The sequence below is a fragment of the Pseudomonas fluorescens genome (assembly GCF_902497785.1).
Classification (GTDB): Bacteria; Pseudomonadota; Gammaproteobacteria; order Pseudomonadales; family Pseudomonadaceae; genus Aquipseudomonas; species Aquipseudomonas fluorescens_BO.
The window spans coordinates 1-22,733 of record NZ_CABVHK010000027.1 but is presented as its reverse complement, the minus strand read 5'-3'; the positions used below and the strand labels follow the sequence as shown (position 1 = coordinate 22,733).

The 22,733-nt window shown below is 59.1% G+C and carries 17 protein-coding genes and 2 rRNA genes; 8 read left to right on the top strand and 11 right to left on the bottom strand.

Annotated elements, in window-relative coordinates; all coding sequences use genetic code 11:
* Positions 1-244 precede the first annotated feature (244 nt).
* From F8N62_RS29455 to F8N62_RS29445, 3 genes are all read right to left on the bottom strand, one after another.
* Positions 245-1,375, bottom strand: coding sequence for a DNA-binding protein (locus F8N62_RS29455; RefSeq protein WP_224791429.1), 1,131 nt, complete (start codon positions 1,373-1,375; stop codon positions 245-247).
* Positions 1,359-4,991 carry a toxin VasX gene (locus F8N62_RS29450; protein WP_150713929.1) on the bottom strand — a complete coding sequence of 1,211 codons (3,633 nt, stop codon included), beginning with the start codon at positions 4,989-4,991 and terminating at the stop codon, positions 1,359-1,361. Before F8N62_RS29450 ends, F8N62_RS29455 begins: the two co-directional genes overlap by 17 nt.
* Positions 4,992-5,157: 166 nt before the next feature.
* Positions 5,158-6,474 carry an MFS transporter gene (locus F8N62_RS29445; RefSeq protein WP_150713928.1) on the bottom strand — a complete coding sequence of 439 codons (1,317 nt, stop codon included), beginning with the start codon at positions 6,472-6,474 and terminating at the stop codon, positions 5,158-5,160.
* A 319-nt stretch (positions 6,475-6,793) separates the two neighbouring features.
* Here F8N62_RS29445 and F8N62_RS29435 point away from each other — a divergent pair, with 319 nt between their 5' ends.
* From F8N62_RS29435 to F8N62_RS29420, 4 genes are all read left to right on the top strand, one after another.
* Positions 6,794-8,212 (top strand): short-chain fatty acid transporter, encoded by a 1,419-nt coding sequence (locus tag F8N62_RS29435; RefSeq protein ID WP_150713926.1) that lies wholly within the window; start codon positions 6,794-6,796, stop codon positions 8,210-8,212.
* 235 nt (positions 8,213-8,447) lie between these two features.
* On the top strand, positions 8,448-8,768 hold the full coding sequence (locus F8N62_RS29430) for a hypothetical protein (RefSeq protein WP_150713925.1): 321 nt from the start codon (positions 8,448-8,450) through the stop codon (positions 8,766-8,768).
* Between the two features lie 179 nt (positions 8,769-8,947).
* Positions 8,948-10,120, top strand: a complete 1,173-nt coding sequence (locus tag F8N62_RS29425; RefSeq protein WP_150713924.1) for a hypothetical protein — start codon at positions 8,948-8,950, stop codon at positions 10,118-10,120.
* A gap of 180 nt (positions 10,121-10,300) precedes the next feature.
* Positions 10,301-10,825, top strand: a complete 525-nt coding sequence (locus F8N62_RS29420; protein ID WP_150713923.1) for a lysine methyltransferase — start codon at positions 10,301-10,303, stop codon at positions 10,823-10,825.
* Positions 10,826-10,831: 6 nt separating this feature from the next.
* On the opposite strand, the gene can is transcribed toward F8N62_RS29420, so the two are convergent.
* The gene (gene can / locus F8N62_RS29415) at positions 10,832-11,476 is read right to left on the bottom strand and encodes a carbonate dehydratase (protein WP_150713922.1); all 645 of its coding nucleotides are present in this window, start codon (positions 11,474-11,476) and stop codon (positions 10,832-10,834) included.
* A 168-nt stretch (positions 11,477-11,644) separates the two neighbouring features.
* On the opposite strand from can, the gene F8N62_RS29410 reads away from it, so the two are divergent.
* Positions 11,645-12,049, top strand: coding sequence for a serine kinase/phosphatase (locus F8N62_RS29410; RefSeq protein ID WP_150713921.1), 405 nt, complete (start codon positions 11,645-11,647; stop codon positions 12,047-12,049).
* Positions 12,050-12,168: 119 nt separating this feature from the next.
* On the opposite strand, the gene rimI is transcribed toward F8N62_RS29410, so the two are convergent.
* The gene (rimI, locus tag F8N62_RS29405; protein ID WP_150713920.1) at positions 12,169-12,621 is read right to left on the bottom strand and encodes a ribosomal protein S18-alanine N-acetyltransferase; all 453 of its coding nucleotides are present in this window, start codon (positions 12,619-12,621) and stop codon (positions 12,169-12,171) included.
* Positions 12,614-13,354: an energy transducer TonB gene (locus F8N62_RS29400; protein WP_150713981.1), complete on the bottom strand. Its 741-nt coding sequence runs from the start codon at positions 13,352-13,354 to the stop codon at positions 12,614-12,616. The genes rimI and F8N62_RS29400 overlap by 8 nt, the downstream gene beginning before the upstream one ends.
* A 239-nt stretch (positions 13,355-13,593) precedes the next feature.
* Between F8N62_RS29400 and mksB the strand changes: the two genes are divergently transcribed.
* The 3 genes from mksB to mksF are packed head-to-tail and all read left to right on the top strand — an operon-like array spanning position 13,594 to position 18,396.
* Positions 13,594-14,868, top strand: a complete 1,275-nt coding sequence (gene mksB, locus F8N62_RS29395) for an Mks condensin complex protein MksB (protein WP_191632467.1) — start codon at positions 13,594-13,596, stop codon at positions 14,866-14,868.
* Positions 14,858-15,559, top strand: coding sequence for an Mks condensin complex protein MksE (mksE, locus tag F8N62_RS29390; protein ID WP_150713918.1), 702 nt, complete (start codon positions 14,858-14,860; stop codon positions 15,557-15,559). Before mksB ends, mksE begins: the two co-directional genes overlap by 11 nt.
* Positions 15,556-18,396, top strand: a complete 2,841-nt coding sequence (gene mksF / locus F8N62_RS29385) for an Mks condensin complex protein MksF (RefSeq protein ID WP_150713917.1) — start codon at positions 15,556-15,558, stop codon at positions 18,394-18,396. Before mksE ends, mksF begins: the two co-directional genes overlap by 4 nt.
* Positions 18,397-18,603: 207 nt before the next feature.
* Here the strand turns inward: mksF and F8N62_RS29380 are convergent, their stop codons facing one another.
* From F8N62_RS29380 to F8N62_RS29360, 5 genes are all read right to left on the bottom strand, one after another.
* Complete coding sequence (locus F8N62_RS29380) at positions 18,604-20,907, bottom strand: intermembrane transport protein PqiB (protein ID WP_150713916.1); 2,304 nt, start codon at positions 20,905-20,907, stop codon at positions 18,604-18,606.
* Complete coding sequence (locus F8N62_RS29375; RefSeq protein WP_150713915.1) at positions 20,900-21,523, bottom strand: paraquat-inducible protein A; 624 nt, start codon at positions 21,521-21,523, stop codon at positions 20,900-20,902. Before F8N62_RS29375 ends, F8N62_RS29380 begins: the two co-directional genes overlap by 8 nt.
* Positions 21,510-22,169 (bottom strand): paraquat-inducible protein A, encoded by a 660-nt coding sequence (locus F8N62_RS29370; RefSeq protein WP_150713914.1) that lies wholly within the window; start codon positions 22,167-22,169, stop codon positions 21,510-21,512. The genes F8N62_RS29375 and F8N62_RS29370 overlap by 14 nt, the downstream gene beginning before the upstream one ends.
* Positions 22,170-22,319: 150 nt before the next feature.
* A 5S ribosomal RNA gene (gene rrf, locus F8N62_RS29365) occupies positions 22,320-22,435 on the bottom strand.
* 168 nt (positions 22,436-22,603) lie between these two features.
* Positions 22,604-22,733: ribosomal RNA gene (locus tag F8N62_RS29360) — 23S ribosomal RNA — on the bottom strand; the annotation flags it as partial.

Genomic DNA, 22,733 nt, shown 5'->3' with positions numbered 1-22,733 from the left:
AGACTTTCCTTCACTTGCTGAAGGCTGGAGAGTTCTTCGCGAAGAGCCGACAACTCTTGCTTCAAGCGTTTGTTGAACATGGGAAAGCACCGATGGACAGGGATAGAAAGCGGCATGCAGCCTAACCATCGGCCTTGGGGGTATTTTCTGAAGAGTGCTTTGGGGGTTGTCCTACAAAAAAATCAGGCAATCTTGATCGCCGTTGCTGCGAGTGAGCGCGGAGCTAAGCTCGTTGGGCAAATGCTCATACACTGTGTTTTTCCGTCGAACCTGGTCGCAACACTTCAGCAAAAACCTCGGTAATCGGCCGGCGCGGCTGGCGTTTGTGCAGCTGGCGGACCTGCTCGCTCATACGCAGCAATTCTTCACTCGGCTTCGCCCATTGCTCTTTCGGCAACGGTTCGGACCATTGCTGCATAACTTCGGGCATAGCCTGCGGGGCCATTTTCTGAAGGCGGCGGACTTCCCATTCGACCAGGTGGTTGGGAATCGTCCACAGCGTCATGACGTGGTACAGGTACCAGAAAAATCCCGAGATCCGGTTGCGCTGCCCGTCGCGAATTTGCTGATGCATCCGCGCGCGGGCGTTGTGGAAGGTATGCAGGCCTTCATCCGGCGGGTCGTCGGGGCCTTGCAAGTCTTGCAGGTCCTGGATGGATTTGAGGTCGTGGATTTCGTATTCCATGTAGCCGCGAATGGCTTCCCAGTGGCTGATGGCGATGGGCAGGCCGAAGCAGGGGAATTCGACGCTGGTCAGGGTTTCGCCGTGCTGGAAACCGATGCCCATGCCGTATTGGCGGTGGATACCGTACTGGGTGGCGCCCTGGGCTTCGATGACCCATGCGGAGAGGGATTCCCAGGGGACGAAGAGGGGTTCGGTGGCGCCTTCGGGCATGAAGCAGACTTCGCGGCGCTGGCGGTTGAAGCGGGTGGGGATGATGGAGAGGCGTTTTTTGTGGTTGTGGTGCCAGACGCCTAGGCCGATGAGTAGGGAGCTAAAGCCTGTTACTAGCGCGTAGCCATAGCTTTCTTCATACACGCCGAGTAACGAGTCCCGGATTTCTACCCAGCTGTAACCGAAAACAACCCCGAGAAACCCAGCTAGTAGTGGAGGTAGAAAAGCGAGCATAAAAGTGCCGCTGAATGGTCCACCTAGCGTCATTTGCCACATAAACACCTGGGGTGATCCGAGCCCAAAATCCATGTAAACATCATTCAACCCCCCGATATGAGGACCATAAGGCGGCATGGTTGTCGGCAAGGGTAAAGGCGCGAGATAAGTTATCCTGCCGCTGGGAAACGGATCGATATCTCCGGCGTTGCGAGACTGCTCGGTAGCCGGGTCAGACATTGAAATATCACTCTTGGTGGGCATGGTCGGCCATCTCCAGTACATGGGTTTCAACCAGCAACAACGGTGGGTGCTCGCTGGAGGATTTAAGCGGCAGTACGGGGAAACGACCCACACCGCGTGGGTTGATTCGAATGACTTGGGTTCGTGGCTCCCAGACCCCGTTGGCGCTCAGAGTCTCGACGCAGACCGCCAGCTCTAACGTTTCAGATGCCGGGGTAAACTCGGCGTCAAAATTCACGGGGTATTGCAGACACAGCACCAGCCGATCGGGCGCGGCCTGCACGATGCGCAGGCTGGCCAATACCTCATCGCTGATGACGTCTGTACGCTCCTGTGGCACACCTCGACTGTGGAGGGGGACGGAATGCCGTCGGGCACTAATGCCTAGACGGTAAGTCGATTTACCGCTGAGAGGCGGCTGAAAGTCGCTGAGATTGAACCTCGGAAGAACCAGATGTATGTCGCTGGGCTTGGCTTTTAGCAGCAGGTTTTTCAGCCACGAGTCATGTTCGTTCGGGCCTAGTTGTGCATACGGGGCGTTGAGCAAATAGCCCAAATAATGCTGATATTCATCCAGCGTATAGTTGCCGCGTTTATCGGTGTCCAGACTCCAGGGCGTAGTTTTCAGCCATTTGTCATGGGCACTGATGTTGTAGCGGTTGTACAACCAAGTCCCGCCCAGCTCTAACACTGTGAATATGGCGCCAGCAAGATTGAATCGAAAGAACACCGTGGACAGACGTGTACCCGCGGCGGCCCAAGCGGCTGTTCTGGCCGCGGCGTTCCTAGCTATAGATACGGTGTAGCCCGCGTGCAAGGTATGACCCAAGCCATAGGCATTCATAGCCGACATACCACCCGCACCCAATGTGGCCAACGCTGCACTACTCTGTTCGGCGCTATCTCCGGTACGTGTCGCCTGCTGCCATTTTTGCTGTTGGGCGCTGAGGCTGTACATTGACGTTGCAAAACCAAAAATGTAGGTAAAGAAACCCAAACCAACATGCATCTTCCCCATCTGTACATGCACGTTTTGAAGTGCGTGGTGCTGAAGACCCGCGACGAGTTCCGTGCTTCGCGCCTTTAACGCTGTATCTGCCAGACTTTGCGCCGCTGTAAACCCTGCTGCACCCGTAGCGGCAAATGCGGAGAAGAAGGCGGCGCGTTGCTTGGGGTTTTTCGTTTGATTCATCATCTCCCGATAAACCGAAACCAAATTCACCCCCTGCACCAAAAACACCAACAACCCCATCCCTTCGCTTTTGATCAACTTCCCATTCGGCACCGAACTCACCCCGATCCGAATATCCTTCAGCAAACTCCGCACCTCCAACTGCTGCGCCGGCGGAAACACCGCCGTCACCCCCGCCCGAGCCTGCGTCGCGCCATACAACCGCACCGATTGATCCGGCAATTCCGCAATCGGACTGATCGCCCCGGCCAGTCGCCCTTCAAGCCGCGTCAACTCTCCGCGCACCCGCACGATCTCGCCCTGCAACTCCACCGCCCGTGCCGTCTTGTGGCCCTGGCGGTTTTTGTTGTGGGTGATCTGGTTGCGTTCACGGGTCAGGGTTTTCAGGTAGTCGCGTTCGCTGAGCAGTTCCTTGAGGTTGGTTTGCAGCGCCGCGTGTTCCGCCGGGCTGGCGACGGTGAAGGTCACGCCGGTGGTTTTTGCCGCGTCGAGGATGCGTGCCGACAAGGCCTTGGGCAGTTGCCGGAACAGTTCGTCAAGGTCGGGGATTTTTTCGCCCGTCAGGTCGAACCCTTCCAGCGCCCGACTCAGGCCCAGGTTCAGCGCGGGGCTGAGGCTGTGTTGGGCAGCGTCCGCGATGACACGGGTGAGATCGGGCAAGTCGTCGAGTGCCGGCAGGTGCGGTTGTTCGATTTTCTCCAGCGCGGCCAGCCAGTGCGGCAGGTTGTTGAACACCCCGCGGCCGGCGTTGAACACCGTGGTGTACTGCGCCATGAGTTCGGGCTGCACGCGCAAAGGCAAGGTGTAGAACAGCGGCCGGGTCAGTTCCGGGTGTTGCTCCAGATAATCGAGCAGCCGTTGGCTGGCGTGGTCGCTGCGGCAGATGTCCTTGAGGCAGGCGTATTCGGTGGCGAAGGCCTGATGCAGTTGCTGTTGATCCTGCGCGTCGTAGTACCAGGCCGAACGGTGAAAGCGACCGGCACTCACAAGCTGCGTGCGGTCGGCGGTGATGCGCTCGAGCTTGCGGTTCCAGCGGCTGAGGTCGTCGCGATGCTGCGCCAGCGCCGCGTCCATCGCCGGGCGGTCGATGAAATCGTTGACCCCGCGTTTGCCGCCGAAACTCGAGCCCTCGAGCACATCGATGATGCGTTTGTCTTGCTCCTGGCCAAGTTTGATCAAGGTGTCCAGGTGACGCTCGACGAAATCGTCCGGCGCCACCTCGAAATGCTGACGCGTGTAGTAACGGCGGTCGGCCTTGTCGCTGGCGCGGCCCTGAGCGCTGAAGTCGGGCATGGCGCCCTGGTATCTGGCGAATTTCAACGCTTCGGCACGCGCGTCCTTGCGCAATTGCTCCAGCTCCGGCGGCGCCGGCGTGTCCGCCGGCTCGACCTTGCCGCCCTTGTTCAAATAATCCAGCAGCGCCTGGCGGGTCTGCTCCCGGTCCGGTTCCGGCAACTGTTCCAGATCGGCGAACAAGGCCTGCACGGTCGGGCTGGCGTCCGCCTTGGCCAGCCTACCGATATCTGCGGCGCTGAGCCGGCTCAGGGATTCGATGTAACAGGCCAGCAGGTAATCGCGTTCGTTGCTGTCGGCGTTGCTCCAGTCATCGACCCAGCCGACCACCGTGTCTTGATACTCGGCCAGATCGCGCAGCACGCCGAGGTCATCCTGCACCACCAGAAACAGCGTGTCGTCCTGATAAGGCCCGCGCACCCGGCCGAGCAATTCGCCGATGTGAGCGTCGCGAAAGCGTCGCGGCTGCTCCCATAAATAGGGTTCTCGTTCGTACTCGGGAGCGTCGCTGACGTGCACTGTCGGCAGTAAAACCGCGTCCGGCGGCGACTCGGCGGCGTGCTCGGCGCGATCCTGTGCGGTCTGCGTTTGCTGCGCGGGAGCGGTCGCAATTTCCGCCAGCCACTGCTTGCCTTGCGCGACCGTGAGCAAGTGCGCGCCCCCGGTTTCGCAATTCACCGGGCCGAGATCGACCAGCTGCATGAAGTGCTCGCGCTCCTCGCGGCTGTCGAGCACTTGCGCGCATTTCGCCGCCGTCCACGGCACTTCGGCGAAGGCCACAAACAAGGTGCTGCGTCTTGAAAAGATGAGCGCCGGGCGCTCCTCGATGGGCGTACGTCGGTCGCCATCAACCTTGGCGCCCTTGTGCAGCAGGGCGCTGACCAGTCCGTCGACGAGCTGATATTCGTGAAGGTGACCGGTAACGCTGTCGATGACGTACAGCCAGCCGTTGCGCAGTAAACGGATGCCCAGCGGGCGGGTCATCAGCGCATAGGGCAGCTTGAGTTTGGCGCTGGGGTCGAGGTTTTTTTCCACCAGTCCATAACGCAACGGCAATAGTTGCACATGGGTTTTGCGCAGCGGGCAGGCACCGGGAGAGCCGATGGCGGTTTTCGAGGCGGCCGCCGCCGCGAGGTTGGCGGGATGGTTCATGAGTGACCCGCCGAAACGACTGACGTGAAAGGACTGAACATCCACATTTCCTTGTGTCTATTTCAAGACCAAGGACTTTGCTGGGATCTATTCAGCGGTGATGTCAGACGAATCGATAATTGGTGTAGGACGGCTCCGTTAAGTCTTTAAATCGGGCCTGCAGCAGCTATTGAGTGCAGGGAGCCTCGTTTCGGCTTTCTGCGTAGGGCATGCGCGCACCGAAGTACGCCGCACTGCTTACACCCACCGCGCCCATCACGGCGCAGAAGATCACGCAGATCCACGGACTCCACGGCATCAGACCGATCAGCAACAAGGGTGTGACACTCGCCCACGCGGCGTAGGCAATGTTGTAGGTGAAGGAAATCCCCGAGACACGAACCCGCGCCGGGAACAGGCTGACCATCACTGACGGCACCGCACCGACCACGCCGCAGCCGAGGCCGGCAATCGCGTACGCCAGGCCGATCCAGTCACCGCCAATGATCAGGCAGGTATAAAGCACGCCGATACCCAGCGGCAGCAGCAAGCTATACAGCATCACGGTGCGCCAGGCGCCGATGCGATCAACCAGCAGCCCGGCGAGCACACAACCGATGTTCAGGAAAACGATGCCCACTGCGCTCAGCGCGAACGCGTAGCTGGCGGTCATGCCGAAGGTTTTTTGCATCATGGTCGGGGTGATGACGACGAAGACGACCACGGCAGAGGTCAGCACGCAGGTGAGGATCATCGCCGGCAGCATGGCCATACGATGTTCCCGCAAAACCGTACGCAGCGGTAATTCGACAGCGTCGTCACGCTTGGCCTGCATGGCCATGAACACCGGGGTTTCGCTGAGCCAGCGCCGTAGCCAGACACCCACCACGCCAAACACGCCGCCCAGCAGGAACGGGTAACGCCACGCGTAATCGAGGATTTCAGCCGGGGTGAATGCTTGCGCCAGAAAAGTCGCGGTCAGGGCGCCGATCAGGTAGCCGAAGGTCAGTCCGGCCTGGAGGAAACCCAGTGCGTAGCCGCGATGCCCTGCCGGCGCGTGCTCGGCGACGAATACCCAGGCGCTCGGCACTTCACCGCCCACCGCCGCGCCTTGTAGAACGCGCAGGACCAGCAATAGCAGCGGCGCGAAATAGCCGATCTGGGCGTAAGTCGGCATGATGCCGATCAGCAGGCATGGCAGCGCCATCATCAGAATGCTCAGGCTGAAGACTTTCTTGCGCCCCAGCCGGTCGGCGAAATGCGCCATCAGAATTCCACCCAACGGTCGTGCCAGATAACCGGTGACGAAAATCCCGAAGCTTTGCAGCAGACGCAGCCACTCGGGCATTTCCGGCGGGAAAAACAGCTGGCTGAGGGTCAGGGCGAAAAACACGAAGATGATGAAATCGTAGATTTCCAGCGCACCGCCGAGGGCCGCGAGCCCCAGGGTCTTGTAGTCCGAACGGCTGAACGGTGCCGGGCGCGAATCGATATGGGCAGTCATCAAAAGAACTCTGGCATGGGCAAAAAACCAAGGCGCCCATGGTCTACGCAAACGCGCTCACGGACAACCCGTTAGACCAAAGTCCCAAATGGCTAAAACTTCGTCACAAATCGTGACCGATTGATTTACTGTTGGCACCTGACTAGCAGGCCGTTGCAGCCAATGCCGATCAAAAATTGTAGGAGCGAGCTTGCTCGCGATGGACTTGAGAGCGCCGCGTTTAGCCAGTAAACACGCGTTACCGTTAACCACCATCGCGAGCAAGCTCGCTCCTACAGGCCCTGACCATCACAACAAACATAAAAATCGAGGTACTCACGTGGCTGCTGATATCGAAGATGCCCGCTCTGCCCGCTTTGCCCTGCGCTGCTCCAGTTTTGCCGAACGCTGGTTTCCCGATTCCTGGGTGTTTGCCGCGCTGGCGGTGATCATCGTCGCCGTGGCAACGTTGTTCATGGGCGCCAAACCCACCGACGCCGCCATGGCCTTTGGTGACGGCTTCTGGAGCCTGATCCCGTTCACCATGCAGATGGCGTTTGTGGTGATCGGCGGCTATGTGGTCGCCAGTTCGCCGCCCGCAGTGAAACTGATCGACCGTCTGGCACGAATCCCGAAGAACGGCCGTTCCGCTGTGGCGTGGGTGGCGCTGATTTCCATGGTCGCGTCGCTGTTGAACTGGGGCCTGTCGTTGGTGTTTGGCGGCTTGCTGGTGCGCGCCCTCGCCCGCCGCGTCGATCTGAAAATGGATTACCGCGCAGCCGGGGCCGCCGCCTATCTGGGCCTTGGCGCCGTGTGGGCCCTGGGCCTATCATCGTCCGCCGCGCAATTGCAGGCCAACCCGGCCAGCCTGCCGCCCTCGATTCTGTCGATCACCGGTGTGATTCCGTTCACCCAGACCATCTTTCTCTGGCAGTCCGGGGTGATGTTGCTGGCGCTGATCGTGATCTCGCTGATCATTGCCTACGCCACCGCACCCGGCCCGAACTCGGCCCGCGACGCCAAAGCCTGCGGCATTGACCCGAGCTTCAACCTGCCGCCGCTGCAACCGCGCACCCGCCCCGGCGAATGGCTCGAGCACAGTCCGCTGCTGACCATTTTGCTGGTGCTGTTGGCGGCCGGGTGGCTGTTCCACGAGTTCTCGACCAAACCGGCGATCAGTGCGATTTCCGGGCTGAACACCTATAACTTTCTGTTCATCATGCTCGGCGCCCTGCTGCACTGGCGCCCGCGCAGCTTCCTGGATGCAGTGTCCCGTGCAGTGCCGACCACCACCGGCGTGCTGATCCAGTTCCCGTTATACGGCTCGATCGCCGCGCTGATGACCACGGTCAAAGGCACCGACGCGCAGACCCTGGCGCACCACATCTCGACCTTTTTCGTACAGATCGCGTCCCACGATACCTACGCGCTGTTGATGGGCGTGTACTCGGCGATCCTCGGCTTCTTCATTCCGTCGGGTGGCGGCAAGTGGATCATCGAAGCACCGTATGTGATGCAAGTGGCCACTGACCTCAATTACCACTTGGGCTGGGCCGTACAGATCTACAACGCCGCCGAAGCCTTGCCGAACCTGATCAACCCGTTCTACATGCTGCCGTTGTTGGGTGTGCTGGGGCTGAAGGCTCGGGACTTGATCGGCTTCTCGTTCGTACAACTGCTGGTGCACACGCCGCTGGTGCTGTTTCTGTTGTGGGCGTTGGGGACGACGCTGACGTATACGCCGCCGGTGATGCCGTAACACACTGATTGCACCTGCCGGGAGGCAGGTGCAATCCGCTCACGCCAAACGAGCTTCAACTGCTCACCGCTTGAAGCAGACCATCACTCCACTCTGATTTGTCCTACGGACAGGCTCGATTGCGCCTGACATAAATCCCGGCAGGGTCCTATCTCCAACCCTTGGGTCACTCAGTAGACTCTCAAAGCACACACACTTTTAAGTCAAACAGCACTGACCAAGGATGAACTTGCACATGTCTTATTTATCGAAATCGCTGGAAGAACTGATTAACGAAACGTACCAGGACGGCAGGGTTTCCGTCGTTGAATACACTCATCTGCGTGATGACGCGGACCGCCGCATGGATGCAGTCGTTGGTGAGTTTGGATTGCACAACAATCTGACCGCCCTTCAAAAAGCGATGGATGTCGCGATGCAGTTGATGCAGACGTCCATCATTGATGCCAAAAAAGCCAAGCTGACCGATACCGCAGAGGCCATCGTTAAAGATGCTGTCATCGCGCAAGTTGAGTATTTGCGCGCGGGCACGCTTCTGGCGTTGAAACTTTTGTAAACGAAAATGCCCGTCCGGCTCGCAGACAGTTAGTCGAGGGCCGGCTCTACTCCCGAACCCGGCAAGAACAACGTGTAAGTGCGATAAAAAAGGGCGTATTGCCACTTTTCTGAGTGGCGCCGCTGATCCACTATGAAGCGTTCTCCCCTCATCGGGACCACGCTGAAAAGGATCTGAGCATGTTCAAACTCGCAGCACTCACCCTCGCAGCACTCACTCTCAGTGCAGCCGCCCATGCCGATATCGGCCTGAAACTGGGCAGCACTGAACGCGTCAGCCGACTGTTTGCCTACCCGAACAATTGCAACGTCATCTGCTTTCGCAACTGGACACTGGAGCAGACCGTCGAGCATTACCTGACCCAAAGCGTGCAGCGTGATGGTTACAGCGACGCGAAAGTGTTGGTCAAAACCGATAACAATCAACTCTACGCCGAGATCATCGGCGTACCCCGAAGCTATGAAAAACCGCTGGCGGCGCTGCTCGAAGCCGGCGATCTGGCCTATTCCGGCGCCAGCAAGCTGAACGCCGACGGCAAGTGGGCTTACAGCTGGTACTTTTTCCTGCCACTGGGCATGGCCCTGGAAAACCGTAGAAGCGTCGAGTTGCTGCACTTCCCGCCGGATTACTCGTTGACCCAGGCTCAGGACTACCTGAAGTCGGCCACCACCGATCGTTGGGCCACGCTGCTGACTGTCAACGGCATCCCGGCCGAGCAGACGCCGGGCTATCAGACCATCCTCGATATCGCACCGATTGCCGCACCCTCCAACGCCGGCAAGGATCTGGCAGGTGTCTACGATTACTTCAAGGACTATCAGACCGCCATGGTCAAGCAACTCACGCGCAATGCCAGCGGTGAAGCGCTGCCCATGGTCGCTTTCGGCGGGCCGGTGCGTGACTGGATCAAGCAGCAATACGGGCCGACGGTGAATGTGCTGGGCCTGGTCAGCATCAGTCCAAGCGATGGGATGAGGGTGCCCGTGCTGGGTGCCAATCACCCGAGCTACATCTGGTACGCCGCCGACCCGGCCAGCTATACCGGCAAAGATGCCCAGGCCCAGGCAGACGCGGCGGGCCTGAAAGTCATGGGCCAGGACTTGAGCGCCGCGTGCTGGCAGGCCGCCATGGGCCGCGAACAGGACAGTAATGCCGACATTGAATTGAGAAGTTGCACCCAAACCTGGCAAGTGGCCCAGGCGGAAAAAACCTGCGAGCTGTTTTACACCTCGATCCGCCACCTGACGCTCGGGCAAGCCACTGCCAAATGCGCGACGGCCTCGATCAAGCCGCAGCTCAAACTGCTCAAGGCACCGGGGCCCGCGCCCGCGACCCCGGCTCCCGCCCTGTAGAACGATGAACCGGTTCTCACGTGAGACATGACTTACGCGGGAACGCGCTTGTTTCTACTGTCATTTATGACAGTAGACCGGCGGATTTTTTTGCGAGAGGCTTGAAGCATACCCACGTGCTGCAGGGCTGACAGGATGTCAGCTGACGGATGTCGCAGCACTCGTCCTACATGGATTGTTATGAGCGCTCACGCCCAGCCAGAAATCATCCCCCCGCCGTTCGACGGGATCTATCCGTCAAGGCAACTGCCGATACGCATGGGATTCCCGGCCAAAGCCGACTTTGAAATCCTCTACGACGGCAAAGGCTTCGCAACGGCGATCATGGCCCTGCGCGAATTCCCGCGCCTGAGCCGAATCTGCCGGGTTTCCGGGCACCTGTTGCCTTACCGCTGCTGGAACACTCGTCAGCTGGCCACGGGGATCCATGTCTACGACCCGCTATTCCTCGGTCTGATAAAACACTGCTGCGACCCTAGCGTCTTTCTCGACTTGAGTGAGATGCGAATATGGTCGCTGCAGGACATCAAAAAAGGCGATCGACTGACGATGGATCTCGCCTCGACAGAAGACAAGGTGCTTCGGCAGTTTGAGTGCCGTTGCCGTGATGCCAAATGCCGTGGCTGGATCCTCGGCTATGACGAGTCGCCGAATGCCTGCGGAGAACGTTTTCTCCGACATTGGCATCGGCGACGCATCGACTGACCCGCTTTACAACTTCTCGACCGGCCGCAAACGATACTGCGGCGGCAACTGCTCGAAGCCACTGATGGTTGCGTTCAGGCTTTTCCAGCGACCATCCTTGATCCCGTAGATGCAGCCGTGGATCGACAGTTTCTGCCCGCGGTGCCAGGCGTTTTGCACAATGCTGGTGTGGCCGACGTTGGCCACTTGCTGGATCACGTTGAGCTCGCAGAGGCGGTCGACCCGCTCTTCTTCGGTCGGCAACTGGGCGAGTTCTTCGCGTTTTTCATAATAGAGGTCACGGATCGAACGCAACCAGCCGTCGATCAGGCCCAGTTGACGGTCCTGCATCGAAGCCCGCACGCCACCGCAGCCGTAGTGGCCAGTGACGAGGATGTGTTTGACCTTGAGCACGTCAACTGCGTACTGAATCACCGACAGACAGTTGAGGTCAGTGTGCAGCACCACGTTGGCGACGTTGCGGTGGACAAACAGGTCGCCGGGTAGCATGCCGACGATTTCGTTCGCCGGTACCCGGGCGTCGGAGCAGCCGATCCAGAGGTATTCCGGCGTTTGCTGACGCGCCAGTTTGGCGAAGAAGTCAGGATCTTCTTTAGTGATCGCGTCAGCCCAGCGCTCGTTGTTATCAATCAGATCTTGTAAGTCGTTCATGCAATGAAGCCTCGAGAATGATGCGCTGCTTTGACAGACAACCGTCCGTCGAGGTCACGCGCGAGATGCATTTTGCCGATCATGCCGTTTACCGGTGTTCCATTCCGGCGGAATTCTGAGGAGCTCGGTGGGTCCACCCTAGTAAGGCCCACAGTATGAGGAATTGCCATGACTGATTCACGACGTCCGTTCGATGCGGTGCAACCCGAGCCCATCGATGACAACGAAGACCGCATGGGTTCTATGCATGAGCTGGATTTTGATGAGGACCAACCCAGCGCCAAGATCGGTGACGAATTGCCGGAAGACGAACGCGATCGCCTGATGCCTGACGAGCGTGTGCGTGAGGCCGGCATGACCGGCGCTTCGACCGATGACCACGAATCCACCGATGACGACATGAGTCCGGAAACATTAATCCGGGAAGACGGTGCGCGCGATGCCAAAGAGGCCGGTGAGGGTGGCCAGACCGATTGGGATTTGAGTATTGTCGATGAAGATGACATCGGCGGGGGTAATGGTCTGGATGAGGAAGAATTGGCGCGGCAGCAGCCGTTGGACGGGAATCGCTGATCGACCTGATTAACCGGTCCTCCCCGTAGGAGCTGCCGAAGGCTGCGATCCTTTGATCTGTATGTTCCACACAAGGAAAGATCAAAAGATCGCAGCCTTCGGCAGCTCCTACGAAGTCTTCAATCGACCAAGGTGCAGGCCATGACCACGGCGTCTTCGCGCCCACCCACCGCCGGATAATAATCCCGACGCCGGCCAATCTCGTTAAAGCCATACCGCTCATACAAGCGAAACGCCGAGCGATTGCTGTCGCGCACTTCCAGGAAGCACTCCCGCGCCTCGGCCTTGTAGGCAATCGACATCAGATGCTCCAACAGCGTCAGCCCAAGGCCACGGCCCTGATTTTCAGGTTTGACCGTGATGTTCAGCAGGTGTGCTTCATCAAGAATGATCTGCACCACCCCGTGCCCCACCTGCTGGTGTCCTTCAAACATCAACCAGATCTGATACTTGCCCAGGCCATCCAGAAAAATCCCGCGGGTCCAGGGATGGCTGTACGCGGCGAATTCAATTTTCAGGACTGCGTCCAGGTCCGCCTCGGTCATCGGGCGAAACGATACAGCGTCACTCATTCGATTCTTTCCAGCGCGCCATCAGCCGACGCATGGCTTGCCAGACATCAGCCTTACGCTGTGGCTCTTCCATTAATAATTCCAGACCCGGCAGGGCCCAGACCGAACCCAGGCCTTCGACCTGGAGTTCACGGTTGAAGGCTTCGGCATTCGCCTCACCGGCAAAACGCACCGCCGGCAGGCCGATCAGCCAGACACAGACGCACGGTGCATCTTCCAGTCGGGCCGACAGAAAACCCTGGACGAAGTCGCGAGCGGCTTCCGGGCCCTGATCCATCGTGCCCCGGGTCAGCAGCGGCCAGCGCACCGGCTCGCCGACAATTTGCGGGCTGTCCGGCAGCCCGGCGGCGCGAAGCATGTCCTTGAGCAACAAATACGCGGGGTCGCGGGTCTGGAACGCTTCGCCTGTGGGTAACTCCACCAGCAGCAGGCAGCGGCCGGCGCGCAACAATTGCAGGGAGAAGCGCGGTGGCGCAATCTGCGCGACTTTTGCGACGACCGGCGCGACCTCTTCTTCGACCTTGGCGTTCGTGCGGGTGCTGGCCAACGATGGCCGGGGCACGTCGATTTTCACCCGTTCTGCCGGTTTGATCACAGGTTCTGTCGGCGCATCTGCCACAGGTGCCGGTGCCAGTGGCGCGACGACCAACGGCTCGGGCATGACCAGGAGCTCGGGCCGCGAAGGGGCGGCAAAGGGCAATTCGGTGCGCGGCAGCCAGTTGACCACCTGCATGGCGGTCAAATAAGCACGGCGACGGGACTCGATAAGCAAAGGTCGGCCACTTGTGGATAACTGAAAGTGCGCTGATTCTACCGCCCTTCGCTCAAGATCGCCCGCGCTGTTGATCGATAGCCTTCACCGACAGTCTTTCCACCTGTGAAAAATGGCGACAGCCCGTCCCGAGAGTGAATCGCACCGGTCCCGATGCAGTACAATCGCGGCTTTTATTCGCCAACCAGCCGGCCATTCCGATGATCGAACCCAAGCGCGTCTTGCGCGCCCTCGCTGAACACTGGGCACTTTTGGAGCCACTGTGCGAGCACTTCGACCAAGGCACACTGAGCCTCAACGAACTGCGCACGCAATTGGCCGCCCAGCAACTCGACAGTACGCCGCAGGACATCACCAGCCTGCTGGACGTGTGGATCCGTCTCGACATTCTGGTTCCCGTGGCGAAAAGCCCGAACCGTTTCGAACTCAACGCGCAGATCCACGACTTCCTCGCCTACCTGCGCCGCGAGCACCGTCTGGGCCTGTGCCTGGAAATCGAAGCCTATCTGCGCCATCTCGAACGCCTGGCCGGTTACATCCAGGACGCCTTCGACATCCGCGACGGTCACGATCTTGCGCGTCAACTGCGCCTGCTCGACATGCGCGTACGCGACGTTTTGAAGAAACTCGCCAACGACGAGCAGGCCCTGGTGGCGGTCGCCGAACGCGCCAAGACCAGCGACCGGCAGATCCCGCTGCGTCAGCGGTACGCTGAAGTGCTGGCGACCTGGGACGAATACGTCGAACCGATGATTCAGTTGGTGAACGCCGACGGCGCTTTCGAACAAGGCGTGCGCAAGGTCGAAAACGTCTTGCTGAAGATGCTCACCGAGCAGCAACGCCTTGGCCACCTGGTCGACGACGACATGCTCTTGCGTACACATGCGCGCATCCTTGAAATGCAGACCAGCGCCCAGCTGACTTTGCGTCACGCGCGCGAACTGCTGCTGCCGTTGCGTGAAGAAGCGCGCCGGCATAACGCGGTGACCCGTGGCGCGGCACTGGCCTTGTCGGCCATCCGCCGCAAAGGCCTCGATGCAGTGCCGCAAGCGGCCATGCCGATGTTCACCCGGCCGCAAAGCACGTTCCTCGGCAGTGCCAGTCAGGTCGAAGCGTACGTCTACGCATTGGCCCGCTTCGAGCCGAAACCGGCACGTTTCCCCAAGGCCCACAAGACCCGGAAAGGCGAAGCACCGCGCGCGCCACGCACGGTTCGGGAAATGCTCGAACGCTGCGAAGACGCCCTGCCGATGCCGGACCTGATGATCTGGCTGCTGGAGCAGGAACCGGACGGCGCGACCGACGAATTGCTCTACTGGTTCTCGCGTCTGTCGCGGGAGAAACGCTTCAAACGCGAGCGTCTGGAACGCCGCGATTACCACACTCATGAGCACCAGGTCAGCCTGCGCTCCTTCGCCCTGCTCTCGGCCAGCGACAACGCCGAGGATTCTGCGAGCATCCCACATGCATCTTGATCTATCCGAACTGTCCCAACTGGCACCGATCTTTCGCGAGCTGTTCAAGGGCTACCACGTCAGCCGCCGCGACCCGGAGCTGTACGCACAACTGTCGAACTTCCAGGACCAGTACCGCACGCTGTTCAAGGCGCTGGGCTTTGAACTGGTCTGCGACACCCGGGGTTTCTACTATTTCGTGCCGGACCTTGCCGCCGCAGCGGTGAACAAAACCGCGCAGCGTCTGGCGCTGTTCACCTTCATCCTCGTCGAGCACCTGGCGGATCAGGGCCGTGACCCGGTTGCCGTGCTTGACGGTGGCAGCCTCGGCCGTGATGAATTGCCGTCGCTGCTGGAAAAATACCGCGACCTGTTCATTCAGGCTGAAGTGCAGACCGTCGAAGAACTCGAAGAAAAAATCATGCGCCGCATGACTCAGCTCGGTTTTGCCGGCGAAGAAAACGGCATCTACCGCTTCCTGCCGCCCATGCATCGCTTCCTTGATGTCTGCCTGTCGGTCCAGCAGGACCGCGATCTGGCAGCCAGCCTGCACAGCGTGCTGCCGCTGCCGGTTCCGGTATTGATCGACGACGACAGCGATGAAAAATTGTTGGAAACCGATGACCCGCTGGACTTGAGCGACTTCGCTGAAGAAAGCGAAGAAGACGCCATGGCCCGCGCCATTGCCGAAGAACAGGAGACCAACACATGAGCAAGGAACGCTACGGCATCCGCCGCTTCGCCCTTTTGAACACCGCCGGTTACAGCCTCGGCCTGTTTCCGCTGGAAGAACCCCTGTCGGTCTACGGCGCGAACAACCTCGGCAAATCCGCCTCGATCAACGCCTTGCAGTTCCCGATTCTGGCGCGCATGTCGGACATGAGTTTCGGCAAGTACAGCCTGGAACAATCCCGGCGTTTCTACTTCGCTTCGGACACCAGTTACATCCTGGTCGAAGTCTCGCTGCCCCACGGCCCTCACGTGATCGGCGTGGTCGGACGCGGCCCGGGCGGTGGTTTCGGCCACCAGTTCTTCGCTTACGCCGGTAAGCTGGATCTGGCGCATTACCAGAAAAACGATACGTGCCTGCGCCAGAAAGAGCTGTTCACCAACCTTGAGCGCGAGGGCCTGAAGGCCTACGAACTCAAGCCGGATGAACTGCGTCGTTTGCTGGTCGGCGGCCACACCTCGATTCCGCTGGACCTGACCCTGATTCCGCTGCGCTCCACCAGCGAGCAGAGCCTGAAGACCTTCCGCGCGTTGTTCATCAACCTGCTGCACATGCGCGAAATCACCGCGGCCAAGCTCAAACAGTTGTTCCTCGATGCTTTCGAACACAGCCTGCGTTCTGGCAGTGTCGATTACATCGCCGCGTGCGAAGAAGCGTTCCGCGATGTACGCCGCATGGAGCAGGACTACAACTCGCTGGTCACCGCCGGCCCGCTGGTTGAAGCGTTGGCCTCCGGCGTTGCCCAGCGCAATATTCTGCGCGGCAAACTGCACCGGATCTCGCCGCTGCTCGATTCGTTGCTCGGCACCTGGTCGGATTATGCCGGCGCGCGCAAGGAAGAGCTGACGATTCAGGCCGAGCATTACCGCAACGAGCAGGACGCGCTGCAAAACGATCAGCGCGGCGGCACGCAGGAACTGATGCGTCTGGAGCGGGAAATCTCCGGCATCCAGCGCTGGCTCGGTGAGTTGTCGGTGCTCAAGCATCGCTTTGCGTTGGTCACTGACGTCAAAGTGCTTGAGCAGCAACTGTTGGCAGCCAAAGATGCCCACGACGAACTGGCCGGTGCGCTGGCCCAATCGCGGCAGTTCAGCGCCGAAGATCTGGAAGAGCGCCTGCGCGATCTGGAAAAACGCCTGAAGTCGGTCAAACAACAACTCGATCACGCCGACAACAACAGTTACGCCCGCCTGCGCGAAGAATTCTCGCAGCAGGACGTCGAGCGCTTGATGCGTCTGTTCAACAGCGCGCTGTTCAGCCTGCCGTTGGGCGAGCATGGCATCACGCTGGACGAGGACGGTCAGTGGGTCAAATCCATGGAGCTGATCCTCGACGGTTTCAAAGGCGAACGCTTCGAAGTGCCGGGCCTGTCCATCGACATTTCGCACATCGAGCCACCTGCGCTGCAAGCCCTGGCTGACCGCGCGGCGTTGCGCGATCAGAAAGAGCGTCTGGAAAAAGAACTCAAGCAGCTCAAAACCCAGCAAGCGGTGGCCGCCGACCGCGCGGCGAGCAAGACCCAGACCGAAGCGCTGTACCAGCAAGTGCTGGATGCGCAGAAGGCCCTGGAAGATTTCCGTCGCGCGCAAACCCTGAGCGCCGAAGAAGATGACAAGCTTGAGCAGTTGGCGCAGATGGAAGCCGCGCAGGACGAGTTGAAGCGCTCCAGCGACGCCTTCACCGAACGCGTCCAGCAACTGTCGGCCAAGCTGCAACTGGTCGGCCGGCAGATCGGCGACATGGAAGCCAAGCAACGCACCCTCGACGACGCCCTGCGCCGCCGTCAGCTGTTGCCGGCCGACCTGCCGTTCGGTACACCGTTCATGGACCCAATCGACGATTCCATGGACAACCTGCTGCCACTGCTCAATGACTATCAGGACAGCTGGCAGGGACTGTTGCGCAGCGACGGTCAGATCGACGCGTTGTACGCTCAGGTACGCCTCAAAGGTGTGGCCAAGTTCGACAGCGAAGACGATATGGAGCGTCGTCTGCAGTTGCTGATCAACGCCTATGCGCACCGCACTGACGAAGCCCTGACCCTCGGCAAGGCGCGCCGTGCGGCGGTCACCGACATCGCCCGGACCCTGCGCAACATTCGCAGCGACTACGACAGCCTCGAGCACCAACTGGCGTTGTTCAACCGCGAGATCAACAAACGTCAGGTCTCTAACCTGCAAAGCTTCCGCATCGTCCTCGCACCCAACAAGGAAGCGCTCAAGCACATCGACCAGATCATCCACAGCGCCGGCCAGTACGAAGAAGGCGAAACCCTCTCCGTGTTCGACCTGAGCCAAAGTGCCGATCAGGACAACAAGAACGAAGAGGCCAAGGAATACCTGGCGCGCCTGGTCGCGGCGAACCACAACCAGCTCGGCCTCAAGGACTTGTTCGAACTGGCGTTCGAGATCACCAAGGTCAACGGCCAACCCGTGATCCACACCGACATCGACGGCGCCGCGTCCAACGGCACCACGATGACCATCAAGGCGCTGACCAACATGTACTTGTTGCTGCACTTGATGGACCGCGACCAGGCCGGTCGCGTGCGTCTGCCGTACTACCTCGACGAGGCGGCGGACATCGACGAGAAGAACCAGGCCGCGCTGCTGGAAACCAGTCTGCAACTTGGCTTCGTGCCGATTCTGGCGAGCGTGAAGCCACAGGTTTGCGCCAGTGTGGCAATTGACCTGGAAGGCGGCAGCGGGCCGAACGGGATCTACATTGATGAGGCGGACTGGAAGTACATCCGCCGCCATGATGAGGTGAAGGCTGTGGTAAACGTTGCAGCGGATGAACCGGAGCTGGATGCGGTCTGAGTTGCGTTAATCGAAAGGCATGAAAAAGGCCGCGATCCAGATGGATCGCGGCCTTTTTTTGTGCAGATTTTTTATGCGTTCTTTCGGGCCCCTTCGCGGGCAAGCCCGCTCCCACAATGGTTAGTGTTGAGCACAAAATCTGTGTTCACAGCAAATCCCTGTGGGAGCGGGCTTGCCCGCGAAAGCGCCGTCCCAGACACCAATGAATCACTTGCCGAGTGAAATCTTCGGCGCCCAAGTCAGCCATTCATCCTCAAACTTGTCGAACAACGGGAACGTCTGCTCGGGCCGCGCCGGATTACCCATCCGATCCCCATCCGGGGTGGCGAAAGCGATGCCGCCCTGAATCAACGTCTCCAGCGATTCAGTACGAACCGTCGCGCCTTTGAACAAGCCATAATCGAAACCGAAACCACTGGTGTTCCAGAATCGTGTGCCGCTGCGCACCAATGGCGCGTATTTCGGCTCGATCAGAATATGCACCAATACACGGTCGGCGGTCTGGCCCAGCTCATAGCCGGTCACCTTGCCTACAGTGATTTCGCGATACGTCACCGGCACACCGGTTTTCAACGAACCACGGCGAGCAGCGCTCAGGACCAGACTAAGGCCGGCCTCTTGCTTGGCCATTTCCGGCGGATTGACCAGCGCCACAAAGTTCTTCTGTGGGCCAAGGTTCTTCGGCGCGGGTTGCACTTCAATGTACTGGCCGGTCACCAGGGTTTCGAGGTTCGAGGTTTTGAGCAGGCCCAGTTCAGGCTTGACCACCCAGAACTGACTGCCGACCCGGGCAATACGCTCGGGCACTTCGGTGATCCGCGCGGTGAGCATGACCGATTGCAGGTCATCAGTGAGGTCGACGTCTTCGATCTTGCCGACGTCCAGGCCTTTGAATCTCACTGGCGTGCCGCTGCGCAAGCCATCGGCGCGATCAACCTTGATCGTGACCACCGTGCCCTTCTGATTGGCTTCGTCATGGCTGGCGAACAGACGGAAACGCGGGATTTTCTTTTGCAGCGGCGCCTTGGCTTCCGGCGTTTCGAAGGCAATCCCGCCGGCCATCAGGCTTTGCAGTGATTCACTTTTAACCTGAATGCCACCGGTCAATCCACCCGTGAGCGTAATGCCGCTGGCATTCCAGAAACGTGTCGAGGCATTCACCAGCCCTTCGTATTCCTTCTCGATGTGCACACCGATCACCAACTGCTTCTTGGTGCGCGAGAACTGATAGCTCTGAACCGAACCGACCTTGACCTGTTTGTACAGAATCGGGCTGCCGACTTCCAGCGACCCCAGGTTCTCGGTGAACAACACCAGATGCAAGCCCGGCGAACGCAGGTCCAGCGGCGGGGCTTTGGGCCGCGCCACGAATTCGCGCTGAGGCGCTGCGCCTTTATCACCCGGACGCACGGCGATGTAGTTACCTTTGACCAATGCTTCCAGGCCAGTGATACCTGCGAGGGAAATCGACGGCTTGACCACCCAGAACTGAGTGCCATCAACCAGATAATCCTCAGCCAGTGGATCGAGCGTCAGTTCAGCGGTCGCACCGGACAGATCCGGATCGACCTTGAGAGCTTTCAGATTGCCGACCTGGATGCCTTTGTACATCACCGGTGTGCGACCCGCCTGCAGGCCTTCGAAATCACTCAGTTTGACCTTGACCCGAATACCGGCCGCGGCGGCATCAAAATCTTCGTAGAGACGGAACGGCAGACTCGGATCGGTAGCCGGGCTGTCTTTGCGGTTTTCCGGCGTGGCGAACGCGATGCCACCGGCGACAATGCTGGCCAGGGACTCACTGCGCACTTTCACACCGGACAGGTTGGCGTCGATGCTGATGCCGCTGGCATTCCAGAAACGCGTGTGTTTGCGCACCAGCTTGGCGTAAGTGGGTTCGATGAACACTTTGAGCTCGACGGTGCTCTGGTCTTCGGACAGCAAGTAGCTTTTGATCTGGCCGACCCGAATCTGCTTGTAGAACACCGGGCTGCCACGATTCAGCGAGCCGAGGCGATCCGCTTTGATGGTCAGGTGAAGGCCAGGCTGGGCGTCCGACAACGGCGGTTCTTCAGCCAATGCCTTGAATTTGCGCGTGGGTTCACCTTCGCCTGGGCTGATCGCGACATAGTTACCGGAGACCAACGTTTCCAGGCCCGTGATACCGGCCAGGGTCACACTGGGTTTGACCAGCCAGAAACGCGTGCTCGTCCGCAGGTATTGCTCCACGTCCTTGTTCATCTCGACAGTGGCGATCACCCCTTTCGAGGCGCCTTCGTCGTCGAGCTTGAGGGTTTTGACCTTGCCGACCGACATGCCTTTGTAGACGACCTCGGTCTTGTTGGCTTGAATGCCTTCACCACTCTCAAAACGCACCTGAATCTCGATGCCGGTTTCGTTATAGGCACGCCAGCCAAGCCAGCCGCCGATGATCAGGGCGATCAGGGGCAACACCCAGATGGCAGACCAATTGGAGGCCGGTCGGGTTTTCGCGGTAGGCAAATCAGTCATGGTCGTCGTCCGACTCCGTGTTATCCCAAATCAGTCGGGGATCGAAAGTTACTGCGGCAAGCATCGTCAAAATCACCACACTGGCGAAAGCGATGGCGCCAAGATTGGCTTCGACGCTGGCAAGCCGTCCAAAATTCACGACCGCCACCAAAATGGCGATCACAAAAATATCAAGCATTGACCAGCGGCCAATGAACTCGATAAAGCGGTACATCCAGATCCGTTGGCGAGCCGAAAGTGGCTGGCGGCGTTGCACGGAGAACAGCAGCAACGCGATACCCACCAATTTGAACGTGGGTACCAGGATACTGGCGATAAAAACCACCGCCGCGATGGGAATCATGCCGTGCTGAACCAGTTGGATCACGCCGGACATGATAGTGCTGGGATCACCTTGACCGAGAGAGCTGACCGTCATGATCGGCAATACATTGGCCGGGATGTAGAGAATCGCTGCCGTGACCAGCAACGCCCAGGTACGCTCGAGGCTATTCGGTCGACGTGCGTGAACCAGCGCGCCGCAACGGGTGCAGACCTGCTCGTCGGTATCAGCTTCCTGCCTATTCAACTCATGGCATTCCGTGCAAATCAGAATGCCCGCATCAATCGCCCGCATGGGCATCCTCTCCTGATAAAGCCTGCCAAATCTGGTGAGGTGACATCACTACCTCCAACCAGACCTGGACCAACAACAAACTGATAAAGCAGGCGAGGCCAAGACCGACAGTGATCGCTGCCATATCTGCCAGTTTGACGATCGCCACCAGTACGCCCATGAGGTAGACCTCGAGCATCCCCCAATCGCGTAAATGGTGGTAAATCCGGTAGAGCAGCAAGCCGTAACTACGGCCGATATCGAATCGAATACTCAGCAGCACGGCCAGTTGGCACAGCAACTTGAGCAGCGGAATTCCCATGCTGCACAGAAAAACAACAACCGAGACGCCTTGCATGCCGGTATCGAACAACCCGACGACGCCGGTCCAGACGGTGTCTTGCGACGACTGCCCGAGTAGATTGAGCTGCATGATGGGTAAAAAGTTCGCCGGGATGTACAACAACAGCGCGGCGATGACCAAGGCGAGACTGCGTTGCACCACATTGTGCCTATGGGCATAGAGCTCGTAGCCGCATCGCGGGCACAGGGCTTTCTCGCCATGGGCAAGCTTGGGCTTACGCATCAGTAAATCGCACTCATGACAGGCAACCAAGTCGTCCAGCGGTAATTCTGACAGCCTTGAGGCGTCAACCGGATCTGGCATAAAAGGCTCTGACTCCGAAAAAGTTGGACCTATTCTAGTGTCATGAAACGAAAATAACTGTGCAAATTTGTGCGCCATAGAATCAGCGCTTTTATTGCGGACAAAACAAAACCCCTACCTGCATACGCAGATAGGGGTTTCGGAATTTAATCTTGACGATGACCTACTCTCACATGGGGAAACCCCACACTACCATCGGCGATGCATCGTTTCACTGCTGAGTTCGGGATGGGATCAGGTGGTTCCAATGCTCTATGGTCGTCAAGAAATTCGGTAGCCGGGTCGTTTTCTCTTGCGAGATCACGCTCCAGCGAATGGGTATGCGATAGATTTGTGTGTTGCTCTCGAACTTTCGGTTCATTGCGTCTTCACACACCGCAATCTGGTGCTCTTTCGCTTTTCAGCTCGAAGCAAGCAAATTGCTTGGGTGTTATATGGTCAAGCCTCACGGGCAATTAGTATTGGTTAGCTCAACGCCTCACAGCGCTTACACACCCAACCTATCAACGTCGTAGTCTTCGACGGCCCTTCAGGGGACTCAAGGTCCCAGTGAGATCTCATCTT

Excerpts from the sequence above, each read along its gene's own strand:
- F8N62_RS29455 (WP_224791429.1), bottom strand. The coding sequence starts at position 1,375 with ATGCCCACCAAGAGTGATATTTCAATGTCTGACCCGGCTACCGAGCAG.
- mksF (WP_150713917.1), top strand. The coding sequence starts at position 15,556 with ATGAGCAAGGAACGCTACGGCATCCGCCGCTTCGCCCTTTTGAACACC.
- F8N62_RS29450 (WP_150713929.1), bottom strand. The coding sequence starts at position 4,991 with ATGAACCATCCCGCCAACCTCGCGGCGGCGGCCGCCTCGAAAACCGCC.
- F8N62_RS29410 (WP_150713921.1), top strand. The coding sequence starts at position 11,645 with ATGACTGATTCACGACGTCCGTTCGATGCGGTGCAACCCGAGCCCATC.
- F8N62_RS29425 (WP_150713924.1), top strand. The coding sequence starts at position 8,948 with ATGTTCAAACTCGCAGCACTCACCCTCGCAGCACTCACTCTCAGTGCA.
- F8N62_RS29370 (WP_150713914.1), bottom strand. The coding sequence starts at position 22,169 with ATGCCAGATCCGGTTGACGCCTCAAGGCTGTCAGAATTACCGCTGGAC.
- mksE (WP_150713918.1), top strand. The coding sequence starts at position 14,858 with ATGCATCTTGATCTATCCGAACTGTCCCAACTGGCACCGATCTTTCGC.
- F8N62_RS29375 (WP_150713915.1), bottom strand. The coding sequence starts at position 21,523 with ATGCGGGCGATTGATGCGGGCATTCTGATTTGCACGGAATGCCATGAG.
- rimI (WP_150713920.1), bottom strand. The coding sequence starts at position 12,621 with ATGAGTGACGCTGTATCGTTTCGCCCGATGACCGAGGCGGACCTGGAC.
- F8N62_RS29380 (WP_150713916.1), bottom strand. The coding sequence starts at position 20,907 with ATGACTGATTTGCCTACCGCGAAAACCCGACCGGCCTCCAATTGGTCT.
- F8N62_RS29430 (WP_150713925.1), top strand. The coding sequence starts at position 8,448 with ATGTCTTATTTATCGAAATCGCTGGAAGAACTGATTAACGAAACGTAC.
- can (WP_150713922.1), bottom strand. The coding sequence starts at position 11,476 with ATGAACGACTTACAAGATCTGATTGATAACAACGAGCGCTGGGCTGAC.
- F8N62_RS29445 (WP_150713928.1), bottom strand. The coding sequence starts at position 6,474 with ATGACTGCCCATATCGATTCGCGCCCGGCACCGTTCAGCCGTTCGGAC.
- F8N62_RS29400 (WP_150713981.1), bottom strand. The coding sequence starts at position 13,354 with ATGCAGGTGGTCAACTGGCTGCCGCGCACCGAATTGCCCTTTGCCGCC.
- mksB (WP_191632467.1), top strand. The coding sequence starts at position 13,594 with ATGATCGAACCCAAGCGCGTCTTGCGCGCCCTCGCTGAACACTGGGCA.
- F8N62_RS29420 (WP_150713923.1), top strand. The coding sequence starts at position 10,301 with ATGAGCGCTCACGCCCAGCCAGAAATCATCCCCCCGCCGTTCGACGGG.